Below are 12,078 nucleotides of genomic sequence, written 5' to 3' on the forward strand. Positions count from 1 at the left end.
TTTTTTTTTTTTTTTTTTTTTTTTTTTTTTAGGTGTTGTTTTGCAGGTGGCACAGTCAAAAGAAGTCTGGAAAAGTAATGAATTAATCGCAAGTACGGTAAAAGCGGTTAATATTCCAGATAATATATTAAAGCTCCGTTATTCTAGCAAATATCATGACCGAATTATTTACAACCGAATTGGTTGGGCAATCAGCTACTTGACTTCAGCTAATTTTCTACATCGTATTAAACGCGCCACGTATATCGTTACGGATAGAGGCAAAGAGATATCGGCTAAATTTGGGTTAGACGTAACCAAGATGGTTATCTTTAACGAGCCATTTTTCAAAGAAAATCCAGGTCAAAAAGGAAAGAAAGGCCCTCAAGAGGAGAAACATAGTCAAGAATTGAGTGAACAACAAGTTCAGGACTGGGTTGATTCCTCCATAGAACGAGTTCAAACATATTTACTCGATAAAATGACTAAAATGGACCCTTATAAGTTTGAGCGCCTAATGGTTCAACTACTTTCAGCAATGGGCTATCAGAGGGTAATGATGGCCAATCATTAGTCACTAACAAGTCAAATGATGGTGGAATTGATGGCGTAATCAACCAAGATCCGCTGGGTCTTCAACAGGTCTACATTCAAGTTAAGCGATATGCCCCTTCAAACTCTGTTGGGCGTCCCGAAATAGCGGCCTTTGCTGGGGCGATTAAACTTCGTCATACCAACCGTGGGGTCTTTATCACGACCTCTTCGTTTACGAAAGGTGCTATTGAAGCTGCACGAGACCTCAATATCATCTTGGTGAACGGTGATATGTTAACTAATTTGATGATTAAGTATCATGTTGGTATTGAGATTGAGCAACAATTTACAACATATAAGCTTAATCGCGATTGCTTCGATTAGGTCTCAGTAGTAGAAAATAACCTAAGGCATGCTATAATGTAAAAAGAGATATGTTGTCGAGTGCATGGCACATGACAAACACAAAAGCCTTCAGCAAGGTCCTAAGTTGCTGAAGGCTTTTTGCGTAGCTAGAGTCGTTCGATTACACTAATATCAATGCTTACGGTTGTCTAGCCACCACGTAAACCACACGATAATAAGTGCGTTGACAAGCTGAGATATGTTGTCGATTAAAGTGTGCATGGCTCTCACCCCCTCTCAGCATGACAAGGGTGACGAACGACTTTATTAGTTTAACACTCGTTTACTATATTAGCCTATGAATGCAATGCTTTTTAGAAAAGAGGGTAAAAATTAATGCGTTCTCAATATTCTAATCAACCAGTATCAGACCCAGAATACATGACTTTATTAGGTACTGCTTTGTATGTTTTTAACGCCAATAATGCATTTATTATCGAGAATATGCTTAATATTAGCGATTATCGTGATTGGTGGTATTTGATAGATCAAGAAAGCGGTACTATTAACTCCATGATTCAAGGTAAACATTATTCTTCCGCATTTAATGGACATGATGAGATATTGTATTTGTTTCATGAAGACGTAATCGAATTATCCATAGCTTTCCAATCACTTCATACAAGGAATCAGATGATCCAGATGGACAAATACTACGTACTAAAGAAAAAATAAAAAATGGTAATAATCAATTCACTATCACCAAGAATTTTCTATTAAACTTCATAAAAGACAACGATAAGCTCAGCCAGCTTTTAAATGATTTACGGAATCACTTAAGCAAATAGGGTCTATTTGTGATGAATCACCCCTGTTTAAACAGCATTATTTATGGCAATATGTACAACTATTACATAATAGGCTATTATATAGATGCACATCTATATAAGAGGTAACGTAAATGGATTATCAAAAATTAGCTAACTTGCTTAAGGTAGTTGCTGAACCAAATCGGCTTAAAATTCTTGAAATGCTTTCCTGTGGTGAAATGTGTGCCTGCGACATTCTTGATCACTTTGATTTTACCCAACCAACGCTTTCTCATCATATGAAAGTATTAGAGGATAAAGGATTGGTCATCGTAAGTAAGAAGTTAAAATGGCATTACTATTCATTAAATCCAGACACGACTGCACTTATTATTAACGGCTTAACCCGTACGCTGTCCAATACTGACAATTGTATGTGTAAGGATGCTAATTAAAAAAGATAATCCTTTTATTTTTACCGCAAACATAGATAATTATCTATATGAAGGGGATTAATATGAAGACGTCGAAAAACCTATCATTTATGGATCGTTACATGACCCTATGGGTGTTTTTAGCTATGGCACTTGGGATTTTAAGTGGATTTATTTTCCCTTCCTTGCCTAAGTTGATCAACAGTTGGTCAGTGGAAACTACGTCTATTCCGATTGCAATTGGCTTAATCTTAATGCTGTACCCGCCATTAACTAAGGTTAATTATGAAAAAATGGGTGATGTATTTCGTGATAAGAAAGAACTAACTTTTTCACTAATCCAAAATTGGATTGTGGGTCCCCTGTTAATGTTTGCTTTAGCTATCATTTTTCTGCGAAATTATCCTAATTACATGATTGGCTTAATTATGATTGGGCTGGCACGTTGTATTGCGATGGTCATTGTTTGGAACGAATTAGCACATGGGAATAATGATTACGCTGCTGGTCTAGTGGCTTTGAATTCAATTTTTCAGATTATCTTTTATTCTATTTATGCCTACTTCCTTATCAGTGTTTTACCCAAGCTATTCGATATTAAAACGCAAACGGTTAATATTACCATGGGTGAAATTGCTAAGACTGTCTTTATTTATCTTGGTATTCCTTTCATTTTAGGAATTGGTTCTCGCTACCTAATTATTCATCATAAAGGCAAAGATTGGTTTGAAGAGAAGTATGTTCCTAAAATTAGCCGCATTACTACTTGGGCATTACTTTTTACCATTGTTATTATGTTTTCAGTTAAAGGAGCGCGAGTAGTTCAACTTCCATTAGATGCTGTTCGAATTGCAATTCCCTTGCTTCTTTACTTTGTTTTGATGTTTTTTATCACTTTCTGGATTGCAAAGAAGACAGGCACAAGTTATGAAGTTTCGGCTACTCAATCGTTCACGGCTGCAAGTAACAACTTTGAATTAGCCGTGGCGGTTACCGTTGGTATCTTTGGACTAAATTCAGGAGAAGCATTTGCGGCCGTTATTGGCCCCATGGTCGAAGTACCAGTGATGATTCTGTTAGTTGATGTGGCATTATGGATTAAGAGAAAATTCTATTAAAAGCTATGAAAAAGATTTATTTCCTATGTACTGGTAATTCTTGTCGTAGCCAAATGGCTGAAGGATATGGCAAAGCATTGCTCAAGGATCAATATGAATGTAGAAGTGCTGGTGTTGAAAAACACAGTCTTAATCCTTACGCAGTAGAGGCCATGGCTGAAGACGGCATTGATATTAGTCAGCAAAAATCAAAGCTGATTGACCTAGATTATTTCAATTCAGCTGATTTAATTGTGACTTTATGCGGTGATGCTAGGGACCGCTGTTCGGTGATTCCTCCTCAGGCCCAAAGCGTTCATTGGCCGTTACCTGATCCCGCACAAGCTAAAGGTACTCCTGAACAGAAAATGGTAGTGTTTCGCCAAGTACGTGATGAGATTAAACAATTAGTTAAAGGATTAATTTAGGGTCTATTTGTAGCAAATACCCCCTCGTAAACATTGATATATCAAGCCCCTATATTCTATAATCAAAATATAAGGGCTTTTAGTCTATATATGTGAAAAATGGCTCCTTAAATAAGGGGCTTAATAATTAGATTATGTTACAATTTAGAAGCTGTCACATTCAACTTAGAATCGATTTTCTAATGTTTGGAGGTGAGAGCCAATGCATTTTCTGATTATTCATCTTTTACACTATTTATCACAATTATCGCTCGCGATAATTCCCGTTTACCTGGCGTATTGGTTGCACCAGCGTAAGTGATAGGTAGGTAATTGTGACAGCACTCAACCCACAAAAAAAGCTCCCTTGCTACTGCCATAGCTTGGGGGCTTTTGTGTTGATGAAAGCCAAATGCAAAATCATCAATCATCTTTTACACTTGTATTATAACATGAAATTCCATTAGGAGCATTGGATATGAAACAACTCGTTCTCCCCATCAAAGATACTAACATTCTTCATGAAGTTGAGGATACTTTGCTCAATAATTTTCGCTACGGTCGCCGGAACTACACGATTTTCCAAGTTGGCAAGGCAACTCTGCTCAGAGTGAGTGATGTATTGGCTCTCAGACGCAGTGAAATCTTCAATGAAGATGGATCCATTAAGAAAAATGCGTACATTAAGGATAAGAAAACCGGGAAACCCAATATTCTGTACTTAAAACCGGTTAAATCGGATTTAACTGCTTACTTTCGGTGGTTGACGGAACAGAACATTGAATCGGAATGGCTCTTTCCATCGACACGCGATCATTCTCGACATATCACCGAAAAGCAATTTTACAAGGTCATGCACAAAACAGGCGATTTACTGGGACTAAATTACCTGGGAACTCATACCATGCGTAAAACGGGTGCTTACCGGGTTTATATTCAGACTCATTACAACATCGGACTTGTCATGGAACTGCTAAACCATTCATCAGAAGCCATGACCTTAAAATATTTAGGGTTAGACCAGGTTAGTCGGGAAAAGATGCTCGACCAAGTAGATTTTGATTGATAGTATACGTAAAAAGCGACTGAGTGGCGAGATCTTTGCTGCTCAGTCGCATCTTTTTACTCTGCTGCCGATATCGTGGCCATAGAAGGGGCGTTTGTAGTGAAGGCTGGCTCTCTCCTGGCGGTACGGAAGCCGGCACGGCTGAAGCGCCAGGAGGGAGACGGCCGAACGGAGGACGTCCCTTCTATGGCCCCCCTTTCCTTTTAAAGTCGGGGGCATGTCTGTCTACCCGCCTCCATTCCGCAATCGTGCGGGAGTGGTCTAGCCAGGGTCCCTCCAGCCGTACCGGCTTCCGTTTGGACCCTAACTAGCCCCCTCACCGCCGAGCTTCATTCCAGCGGGTAGACAGACATGCACAGCATCATTGCTTCATAGTTCGTTGCTGCCGCTTTAGGGTATACAGTGCTCGCCAAATCCGTCGTTCATCGTCATTTTGGGCAAGAAGTGCACGATGTTGGAGCTCCTCAGGTGAAATAATTCGCAACATGCCCATCAGCTTACACTTAGTATATTCATCCATTCTGCTACCCCCTAAATCGTGCTCAGCGCCATCTTTAACGCATGTGTCTGTATGTGATTATCGTAATTGATATAGTCGTTATATCGACGGACTTGCTCATATTTAAGCTGGCGTAAACCGTCATAAAAGCTCAGTTTTCGCGATGTAAATAGACGAGCGGACGCCGTTAGATAGGTTGGCTCTGTCAGATCTACTCGCATAATCGGTATCTCCTTGAGCATGAGTGAGAACCACGGGCGCTGCATAGAGTGATACATTTTCTTCACCCTAGTTAGTACGTATGCCGCATGTTTTTTATCGTAACTATACGCTCCCAGACGGTTAATGCGGAGCTCCCCAGAAACCATGCTGAAATACTCGTCTGTATACTGATCCCAAACCATATACACTTTCATAGTTGTCACCTCATGGGTGATTGCGCAATCGAAATTTCAAATTTTAATATACCACCGTCAGGCTTTTAAAGCAAACACATGTTCGAAAACGAAAACAGGCCCCACAAATGGAGCCCGTTTCTATGCCACCCGGATTCGTTGCCCAGGGATAATTCGGTCACTAATATTAGCCTTATTTAGCGCAAGTAAGTCGAGAATCCCGACATCGTACTGCTTGGCAATAATCCACCAGGTATCGCCTTCTCGTGCCTCATGTTCGTTATCGAGGCTTAGCTGAACGCCTCGCGATGTCGGCCGCGAGTAGTATTGGTACAAGTCATATGCAAGCAACTGCGGCTGGCCATTATAGGTACTGGTGTAGATCCACGTACCAGCCTCCTTAACACCCGCATTTAGGCCGCCTGGGTTCGCGACGGTCAGGTTAATCCCGGCCGGCAATAAGCACAGCATGATTTCTGCATTGAAGATTTGCTCCTTGGTTACACAGATGTCAATATCCGCATTAGGACGGTACTCTTGCAATTCTTTGATAAATTCCCAAATTAAGGGCTCTGGATCTCCCATTCTCGGGTCGGGCAAAGGCATAATTGCCAACCGCGTTTCTGCCGGGTAGCGGAGACCATTTAATCGCCCTGCAAAATTTATTGCATCAAGCTGCGGATCCACTAAGTCAGTGACGCAACAGGCATGAACGATCATTCCAGCCGCACGGGCCGCATATGTCTGGTGCATGCCTGATATCGTTGCCGGCGCTCCAGCAACCTTCAAACAGATAACGGCAGTATCAATGCCGTCATCCTTCATTTTCTTAAAGTATTCGTGGTCAGTTGGTGAAAGTTCCGTACACCATGCAACGCGATCATAACTACTCATTTCGTAATCTCCTGTCTATCTAAGTACTGTGCAATTGCGTCCTTATGACTCTGTGAAAGTCGTTGAGCCCCTTTACTGATGATTTCATGCAACCAATCCATGTCGCCTTCCCTAGCCGTTAAAATGGCCGCAATCGTCGGCGCAATTTGCCGTTCAACCCACTCTTCCATGTCATCAATTGATTTTTCCTTACGCTGGATGGTCAGCGGAAGCTTACTAACTCCCGCTAATAGTTCATTCCACCAGTCGGCACTCGGCCAGCGGGACTTATTTCTATCTGGTTTTGGAGGATCCTTAAGAAATCTAATATACTGGTTTAGTGTCCCACGAATTGCCGTACCAACCGGGGTTTTGTTATCGATGAGGTAGTAAACGAGCTTTTTAGCCCGCTCCTTTTTGTAGATTAGTTCTAGCCGTGTCCAGTGGTCAGGTACGACAACATGATCATCACTATTGGCCTTCCGCTCCAGAGTCTTATCGTAAATTCGGCAAAAGATACTGGAAGTCTGCGAGCCAAAGTACATGGTTCGACCGAGAAACTCACCACTGGCACTCTGACGGCTATTCACCTCGTCCCACTTATTCCATCGTGAAGTAAAAAGACGCTCAATTGCGGCGTGATGAATGCGACTAAAGTTAATTAAACAATCTTGAAAGTCATCGATTGCAAGGTCAATCCGGGAAAAATTCACACGACTATCTAGAACTGTTAGAAATAACAGTAACCGTTTAAGATGATTACGACCCTCATACTCGCGAACGCCGGTTCCACTAATCATGACATGGATTCCCATCCGATCTGTTTCCGTTCTGTTTTCGTTTCCGTTTTCGATACCAGTGGTGTTTAAGTTATTAGTTTGTGGATTTTTCTCGGTATCGTTAAACATCACGAAAACATTACCACCAACCCATTTCAGCTGGTGTTGGTAGCCAAAACGCCCCTTATCGAGCATGGAAAACTCTGGACGAGGGAGTTCAAGGATCTGATTGAGCACATCATCGACAGAAAACTCCATGACGGTGAACTCCAGCCAGTCAATTGAAGTCTGTAAGTTGGTAATTTGGGGATTCATCTTTCATGTCCTTTAACGTTTCTGTATTTATTACCCCCCTATTAGTGGGTGGGGGTAATACCGGGGACCTTCCCCGGACCCCTTGCACTCGCCGTGGGGCGTCCGGAAAACAAATGGCTTTGTTTCCGGAAACCGGCGATAGTGTCATCGGCAAATTGTTGTCAATTCCTTAATGCTCCGCGCTATTGCTTGTGCGCTTACCATTGACAACGGCTACGCCACTGCTTCACGATTTGGATCATGGAGAAAGTCAACGTGGTTTGCAATTACGGTATGGAAAAACGCTACCGGACTGCCGTCTCCTTTATCGGAGACATTTACCTCCAGACGACCATCCAATAATACCTGGCGACCTTTACCACAGTGCTTTGCCATTGCATCCGCTAACTTATCAAAGGCAATGCAACGGATAAAATCGGCCTCATCACGGTTATTTTGCCGTGGTGTAGCAACCGTGAAAAAGGCGTAGCTACGTCCCTTACTGCTCTGCTTTAACTCAGGTTTAGCGGTTAGACGTCCTAAAAGCTTAATATTATTCATCATCATGTCTCCTTTAAATCTTTGGTGTAATTCCACGTACATCAACTAGCGCTGACTGAGCATAGTGGGCCGTCATGGCAATACTTTTGTGTCCTAGTAGATACTGAATTGTCGTGATAGGAATCCCCTTTTCCGTCAGGCGCGCTGCATAGGTGTGGCGCAATAAATGACAGTGAAAATTAATCCCGGTTTTCTTACTAAACTGGGTCGCATACCACTGCAAGGTCCGTTTAGAGACCCGAAATAGTGGTCGGGAGTCAATCGGGACCGTTTGACGAAAACGCCAAACAATCCGCGCCGCTCGTTGATCCGTAATAGGAATGCAGCGATCACTGCCCCATTTAGCATCGCGAATGTCGATATAAACTGACTGCCCCCGCAAGGACACATCTGTTGCCGTTAGATGAGCGACTTCCCCGACTCGGGCGCCGGTGCCAATCATGCACCAAAAAGCTGCTCGAAGATTCTCCTGCAACCCGTCAACGTAAGCAATCAGCTGTTTCAGTTCATCATCAGTTAGTCGCCTGATTCTTTCATTGCGGACTGTTGGATAGTCGACTGGACTCAACGGCACATTAGTCATGATGTCATTTTTTTGCCCCCACGTATAAAATACGTAAATTGTGGTCATTGCATTTTTTATTGTCGAATTTTTTTGTTTTTTTTCGTGTAACCAGTTCACGTAATCGTGAATATCTTTATGAGTAGCGGCTCTTAGCCCAATTCCACATGACATAAGGAAGCTATACCACTGCTTAATCCGGTTAGCATACACTCTAAGAGTACCGACAGCCTTGCCCTCCAGATGCATATTCTGGAGGAACTTTTCAATAATTTCTTTGTCTTGCATAAATCTATAAATTTATCGTGTCTTAATTTTGGTATTCGCATTGATTAGAATTTGGCCAGTAAGGGTATCAGTTAATCGCGCAATTTCGCCAGTCAAGCAGTCAAGTTTTGTCTCGATCCGCATTATTAGGATAATCGCAATCAGTAATCCCCCCGCCTGCTCTGCTGCATACCGAAAAATCTCACTACTCAAATTTAAATTCCTCAATTGTCCGTTCGGTTGCGACCTCTGAATTGGTTATTTCGCCAAAATTTCTACCACAATCCTTGCACAACTCCAAGGAACCAACCAGCATTTCACCAGTCTTAGCGTCCTTAACATTGAGACGGAAGTAAATATCCCGAACTCGTTTACAGCATTCACATTTGCGGTAGACCGTTTGGGCATAGCTTTCCAGGGCCAGAACCTGCTGGAGTTTTACTTTCATTTTGTTTTCCTTTCATCAAAAAAGCGGGGCGAGATACCTTTCGGTAGACCCGCGTCCCGCTTATTGTTTATTATCAAAAATAACGTTTTCGGTAGTCGTTACGTACTTGGCTCCCAAAGCCTTTTCGTACATATCCGTGTCGCCCTTTTCAAAGGCCTTTGTACTACAGATCAATTCCATCGCTGTTCCGACGGTATCCGTAGTTAGATCCTTCTTTGGATTACTAATCCGAATAAAGCTTGACTTACCATTACTATTTAAGAACTTTAGCTTTAAGTAGGTTTCCATTTATTTCACTCCTTCCTTATTCTTCGGTATAAACTGCATCTGTCTTATGGATCTCTGTGGCGGTTAGTTTACCGTCAACTAGCATTCCAAATGCATTATTCAGCGTTTCAACTACCTTAGGCTCAACGTCATTTACAAGGTGATTAAGGGTGTACTGCTTCCCCTTAGGAAAAGCATCAGATACAACCTTCATGGTAATGCTAGCGTTCTTAGGTTGGAATTTTAATTCCATGTGGGGCTCCTTTCCGGTCATACCTACTTTTTTGAGGCACACAAAAAGTGCTGGTGTGACCAACTTAGTCATTCTCGTCTCCAAAGTACCTGAGACGTCACCAGCACTTAATATACATATCTCTAATTATTGTTTATTTATTCCTTGATGCAACTAATAGTGTACCATAAAGAAAGCGTTTACACAAGTCCTAATTACCAAAATTTCCACCAAGCTTTTTTCTCTTCCGTTGAGTCCTGAGACTGGGCGCCTTTGTTCCTCGTGCGTTCTGTTGCCAATGTAGCGTCTTGTTCTTGATACTCGCCATCCTCTAGATTGTCGTTCTTGACGTTATGGGTAAGAGCAAGTAGACGTTTATTTTCCGCCTGGGTGTTAAGCAAGAGCTGCTGGTTTTGATCCATCAGTTTTTGCATGTTAGCAATTTGATCATCCTTTGCTTTAAGCTGTTCTTTTAGCATATCGATTGTTTCTTGTTTTGCCGATATAACAGTGTTTGTAACAGTATCGAAAACAGTTTCTCTTTGTTTCTGGGAACTATTCTTAGTTTTCGTTTCTGCTTTCGATTTGTTATCGTTTTTATACCTTCTGAAATGCTTTCTAATTACCCTTGCGCCAGCACTATTAATTAAAATTCTGTTTCCTTCCGTTTCCGTATACTGTTTGCGGAAACTGTCAGTCATTAGTTTGCGAATTCCTGGTTTTGTTACGTGTAACTCATCTGCTAATTCCCTGATAGTGTAGCGTCTAGTGGGCATTGGAAACACCTCCATATTTCTCGGTATTCATTAGTTTCCACTCTTATTATACCTTTTACGGATACTTTTTACTTCTTATTTGCTGAATGGCATTTACGCTTTCAACTCATTTACTAGAGGAGTATATTGTTATTAGAACATAATTTAAAACTATGTGTGAATAACTTTTGGGGTGCCTTATGACTAATGATAATCAAAATACCCGTAACATTGTTAAATATCGTAATCGCTTAAACGACATACCACTGCGCAAATTTAAGCCCTCCGAAATGGATCTCTTCTTTGCAATTGCAGCCCAGGTACGCGATAAAGGTGTGGATCAGATTACCCTATCTTTTGACCAGGTTGTCCAAATGACTAACTATAAGCGTAGCGAGGAGCGCTTAATTAGTGATTTAGAGTCGACCTATGATAAATTGATCCAGCTTAATGCCAAAACCGATGATGGGGATACTATCACCCGTTTTACTCTCTTCGACATGTACCAGATTAGTCGCTCAAAGAAGACCGTTACCATTGCCGTTAACAGCCGTTTTAAGGGCTTGTTCAATGATCTCGACCGATGGACCGTTTTTGGCCTAGAACAGTTTGTGGGGCTGCGGAGCACGTATTCTAAGACGATGTATCGGCTGGTGAAGCAGTTTCGCACTACCGGTGTGCGCCGTTTTAAAATTAATGAATTCCGTTACTTATTAGATATACCCCGCAGTTATGCGCCACAGCATATTATGGAGCGTGTTGTGAGTGTGATTAACAGCGAATTGCCACTCGTTATCCCTGGGTTCAGGTTGATACCTATTCGTCGGGCACAACTCAAGAATCCTACTGGCCCTGTTCCTAAGCGCGGGCGTGGCGCTGCGATTATTGCGTTTAAGGCAACCTGGATTAAGGAACCTGCTTATGCACGAAAAGATATTACCGCTCATGTGACAGAAGAACCTGTCTATCGACGATTAAAAGCGGAGCAAGTTGCTCCACTAGACAGGCCTTCAGCGAATGATATTAAAGACTTGTATGTTCAGATGTTAAAGTCAGGTCGTGTTATGCCTAATTTGGAGAAAGAGCTAGTAAAAAAAGGAGTAGATGTTGCCGTCTTAAAGCAAAAATTTTTACAAGATTGAGCGACAATTTTATATACTCTTTTATATACTCTTTTATATACTCTTTTACGGTTGCTGGAGCCCTTGGGGGACAAGGAGTTTCAGATGTTATTAACACAGTTTAGCCAGTTATTAACACAGTTTGGCCAAAGTATTAACACAGTTTAGCCAAGTTATTAACACAGTTTGGCCAGTTATTAACACAGTTTAGCCAAAATTATGATTATTAACACGGTTTAGCCAAGATGAAATAAAGGACGGAGAAAAATGATTGAATATACAAACTTAAAACATGACAGTAGGGGGATCGCTACTTGGGACGCTTTTTTTTTTTTTTTTTTTTTTTTTTTTTTT

Annotated in this window: 17 protein-coding genes; 8 read left to right on the top strand and 9 right to left on the bottom strand. The window is 41.5% G+C overall.

Annotation, left to right across the window (positions count from 1 at the left end):
- From FD32_RS01100 to FD32_RS01125, 7 genes are all read left to right on the top strand, one after another.
- On the top strand, positions 1–553 hold a 553-nt coding region (locus tag FD32_RS01100; RefSeq protein WP_275453127.1), incomplete at its 5' end, for a winged helix-turn-helix domain-containing protein.
- A gap of 53 nt (positions 554–606) precedes the next feature.
- The gene (locus tag FD32_RS09695; RefSeq protein ID WP_235803733.1) at positions 607–897 is read left to right on the top strand and encodes a restriction endonuclease; all 291 of its coding nucleotides are present in this window, start codon (positions 607–609) and stop codon (positions 895–897) included.
- Between the two features lie 357 nt (positions 898–1,254).
- On the top strand, positions 1,255–1,593 hold the full coding sequence (locus FD32_RS01105; RefSeq protein WP_053002986.1) for a hypothetical protein: 339 nt from the start codon (positions 1,255–1,257) through the stop codon (positions 1,591–1,593).
- A gap of 226 nt (positions 1,594–1,819) precedes the next feature.
- Complete coding sequence (locus FD32_RS01110) at positions 1,820–2,122, top strand: ArsR/SmtB family transcription factor (protein WP_047767119.1); 303 nt, start codon at positions 1,820–1,822, stop codon at positions 2,120–2,122.
- Between the two features lie 62 nt (positions 2,123–2,184).
- Complete coding sequence (gene arsB / locus FD32_RS01115) at positions 2,185–3,219, top strand: ACR3 family arsenite efflux transporter (RefSeq protein ID WP_047767122.1); 1,035 nt, start codon at positions 2,185–2,187, stop codon at positions 3,217–3,219.
- Between the two features lie 5 nt (positions 3,220–3,224).
- Positions 3,225–3,626, top strand: a complete 402-nt coding sequence (gene arsC / locus FD32_RS01120; RefSeq protein ID WP_047767124.1) for an arsenate reductase (thioredoxin) — start codon at positions 3,225–3,227, stop codon at positions 3,624–3,626.
- 457 nt (positions 3,627–4,083) lie between these two features.
- Complete coding sequence (locus FD32_RS01125; protein WP_047767126.1) at positions 4,084–4,671, top strand: tyrosine-type recombinase/integrase; 588 nt, start codon at positions 4,084–4,086, stop codon at positions 4,669–4,671.
- Positions 4,672–5,032: 361 nt separating this feature from the next.
- On the opposite strand, the gene FD32_RS10005 is transcribed toward FD32_RS01125, so the two are convergent.
- The 9 genes from FD32_RS10005 to FD32_RS01175 all read right to left on the bottom strand — a co-directional run bounded on the left by FD32_RS10005 (position 5,033) and on the right by FD32_RS01175 (position 10,624).
- Positions 5,033–5,191 (bottom strand): hypothetical protein, encoded by a 159-nt coding sequence (locus FD32_RS10005; RefSeq protein ID WP_156410630.1) that lies wholly within the window; start codon positions 5,189–5,191, stop codon positions 5,033–5,035.
- Positions 5,192–5,706: 515 nt separating this feature from the next.
- Entirely contained in the window at positions 5,707–6,459 is a 753-nt protein-coding gene (locus FD32_RS01135; RefSeq protein WP_053002987.1) for a LysM peptidoglycan-binding domain-containing protein, read from the bottom strand.
- On the bottom strand, positions 6,456–7,532 hold the full coding sequence (locus FD32_RS01140) for a replication initiation factor domain-containing protein (protein WP_161795065.1): 1,077 nt from the start codon (positions 7,530–7,532) through the stop codon (positions 6,456–6,458). The genes FD32_RS01135 and FD32_RS01140 overlap by 4 nt, the downstream gene beginning before the upstream one ends.
- Before the next feature lie 213 nt (positions 7,533–7,745).
- On the bottom strand, positions 7,746–8,072 hold the full coding sequence (locus FD32_RS01145; RefSeq protein WP_053002988.1) for a single-stranded DNA-binding protein: 327 nt from the start codon (positions 8,070–8,072) through the stop codon (positions 7,746–7,748).
- Between the two features lie 13 nt (positions 8,073–8,085).
- On the bottom strand, positions 8,086–8,922 hold the full coding sequence (locus tag FD32_RS01150) for a tyrosine-type recombinase/integrase (protein WP_047767132.1): 837 nt from the start codon (positions 8,920–8,922) through the stop codon (positions 8,086–8,088).
- A gap of 184 nt (positions 8,923–9,106) precedes the next feature.
- Positions 9,107–9,349, bottom strand: a complete 243-nt coding sequence (locus tag FD32_RS01160; protein ID WP_047767136.1) for a hypothetical protein — start codon at positions 9,347–9,349, stop codon at positions 9,107–9,109.
- A 60-nt stretch (positions 9,350–9,409) separates the two neighbouring features.
- On the bottom strand, positions 9,410–9,637 hold the full coding sequence (locus FD32_RS01165) for a DUF2922 domain-containing protein (RefSeq protein WP_047767138.1): 228 nt from the start codon (positions 9,635–9,637) through the stop codon (positions 9,410–9,412).
- Between the two features lie 16 nt (positions 9,638–9,653).
- Positions 9,654–9,869, bottom strand: coding sequence for a hypothetical protein (locus tag FD32_RS01170; RefSeq protein ID WP_056962088.1), 216 nt, complete (start codon positions 9,867–9,869; stop codon positions 9,654–9,656).
- A gap of 194 nt (positions 9,870–10,063) precedes the next feature.
- A complete protein-coding gene (locus FD32_RS01175) occupies positions 10,064–10,624 on the bottom strand; it encodes a DUF536 domain-containing protein (RefSeq protein WP_047767142.1) in 561 nt (186 codons plus the stop codon).
- A 179-nt stretch (positions 10,625–10,803) separates the two neighbouring features.
- Between FD32_RS01175 and FD32_RS01180 the strand changes: the two genes are divergently transcribed.
- Entirely contained in the window at positions 10,804–11,745 is a 942-nt protein-coding gene (locus FD32_RS01180; RefSeq protein WP_053002989.1) for a replication initiation protein, read from the top strand.
- Positions 11,746–12,078 lie beyond the last annotated feature (333 nt).

Origin of the sequence: Limosilactobacillus panis DSM 6035 (assembly GCF_001435935.1) — a bacterium.
Classification (GTDB): domain Bacteria; phylum Bacillota; class Bacilli; order Lactobacillales; family Lactobacillaceae; genus Limosilactobacillus; species Limosilactobacillus panis.

Bases quoted from the DNA above. Each gene is read 5' to 3' on its own strand.
- FD32_RS01170 (WP_056962088.1), bottom strand. From the start codon at position 9,869: ATGGAATTAAAATTCCAACCTAAGAACGCTAGCATTACCATGAAGGTT.
- FD32_RS01175 (WP_047767142.1), bottom strand. From the start codon at position 10,624: ATGCCCACTAGACGCTACACTATCAGGGAATTAGCAGATGAGTTACAC.
- FD32_RS01165 (WP_047767138.1), bottom strand. From the start codon at position 9,637: ATGGAAACCTACTTAAAGCTAAAGTTCTTAAATAGTAATGGTAAGTCA.
- FD32_RS01125 (WP_047767126.1), top strand. From the start codon at position 4,084: ATGAAACAACTCGTTCTCCCCATCAAAGATACTAACATTCTTCATGAA.
- FD32_RS01140 (WP_161795065.1), bottom strand. From the start codon at position 7,532: ATGAATCCCCAAATTACCAACTTACAGACTTCAATTGACTGGCTGGAG.
- FD32_RS01150 (WP_047767132.1), bottom strand. From the start codon at position 8,922: ATGCAAGACAAAGAAATTATTGAAAAGTTCCTCCAGAATATGCATCTG.
- arsB (WP_047767122.1), top strand. From the start codon at position 2,185: ATGAAGACGTCGAAAAACCTATCATTTATGGATCGTTACATGACCCTA.
- FD32_RS01110 (WP_047767119.1), top strand. From the start codon at position 1,820: ATGGATTATCAAAAATTAGCTAACTTGCTTAAGGTAGTTGCTGAACCA.
- FD32_RS01160 (WP_047767136.1), bottom strand. From the start codon at position 9,349: ATGAAAGTAAAACTCCAGCAGGTTCTGGCCCTGGAAAGCTATGCCCAA.
- arsC (WP_047767124.1), top strand. From the start codon at position 3,225: ATGAAAAAGATTTATTTCCTATGTACTGGTAATTCTTGTCGTAGCCAA.
- FD32_RS01180 (WP_053002989.1), top strand. From the start codon at position 10,804: ATGACTAATGATAATCAAAATACCCGTAACATTGTTAAATATCGTAAT.
- FD32_RS01105 (WP_053002986.1), top strand. From the start codon at position 1,255: ATGCGTTCTCAATATTCTAATCAACCAGTATCAGACCCAGAATACATG.
- FD32_RS10005 (WP_156410630.1), bottom strand. From the start codon at position 5,191: ATGGATGAATATACTAAGTGTAAGCTGATGGGCATGTTGCGAATTATT.
- FD32_RS01145 (WP_053002988.1), bottom strand. From the start codon at position 8,072: ATGAATAATATTAAGCTTTTAGGACGTCTAACCGCTAAACCTGAGTTA.
- FD32_RS01135 (WP_053002987.1), bottom strand. From the start codon at position 6,459: ATGAGTAGTTATGATCGCGTTGCATGGTGTACGGAACTTTCACCAACT.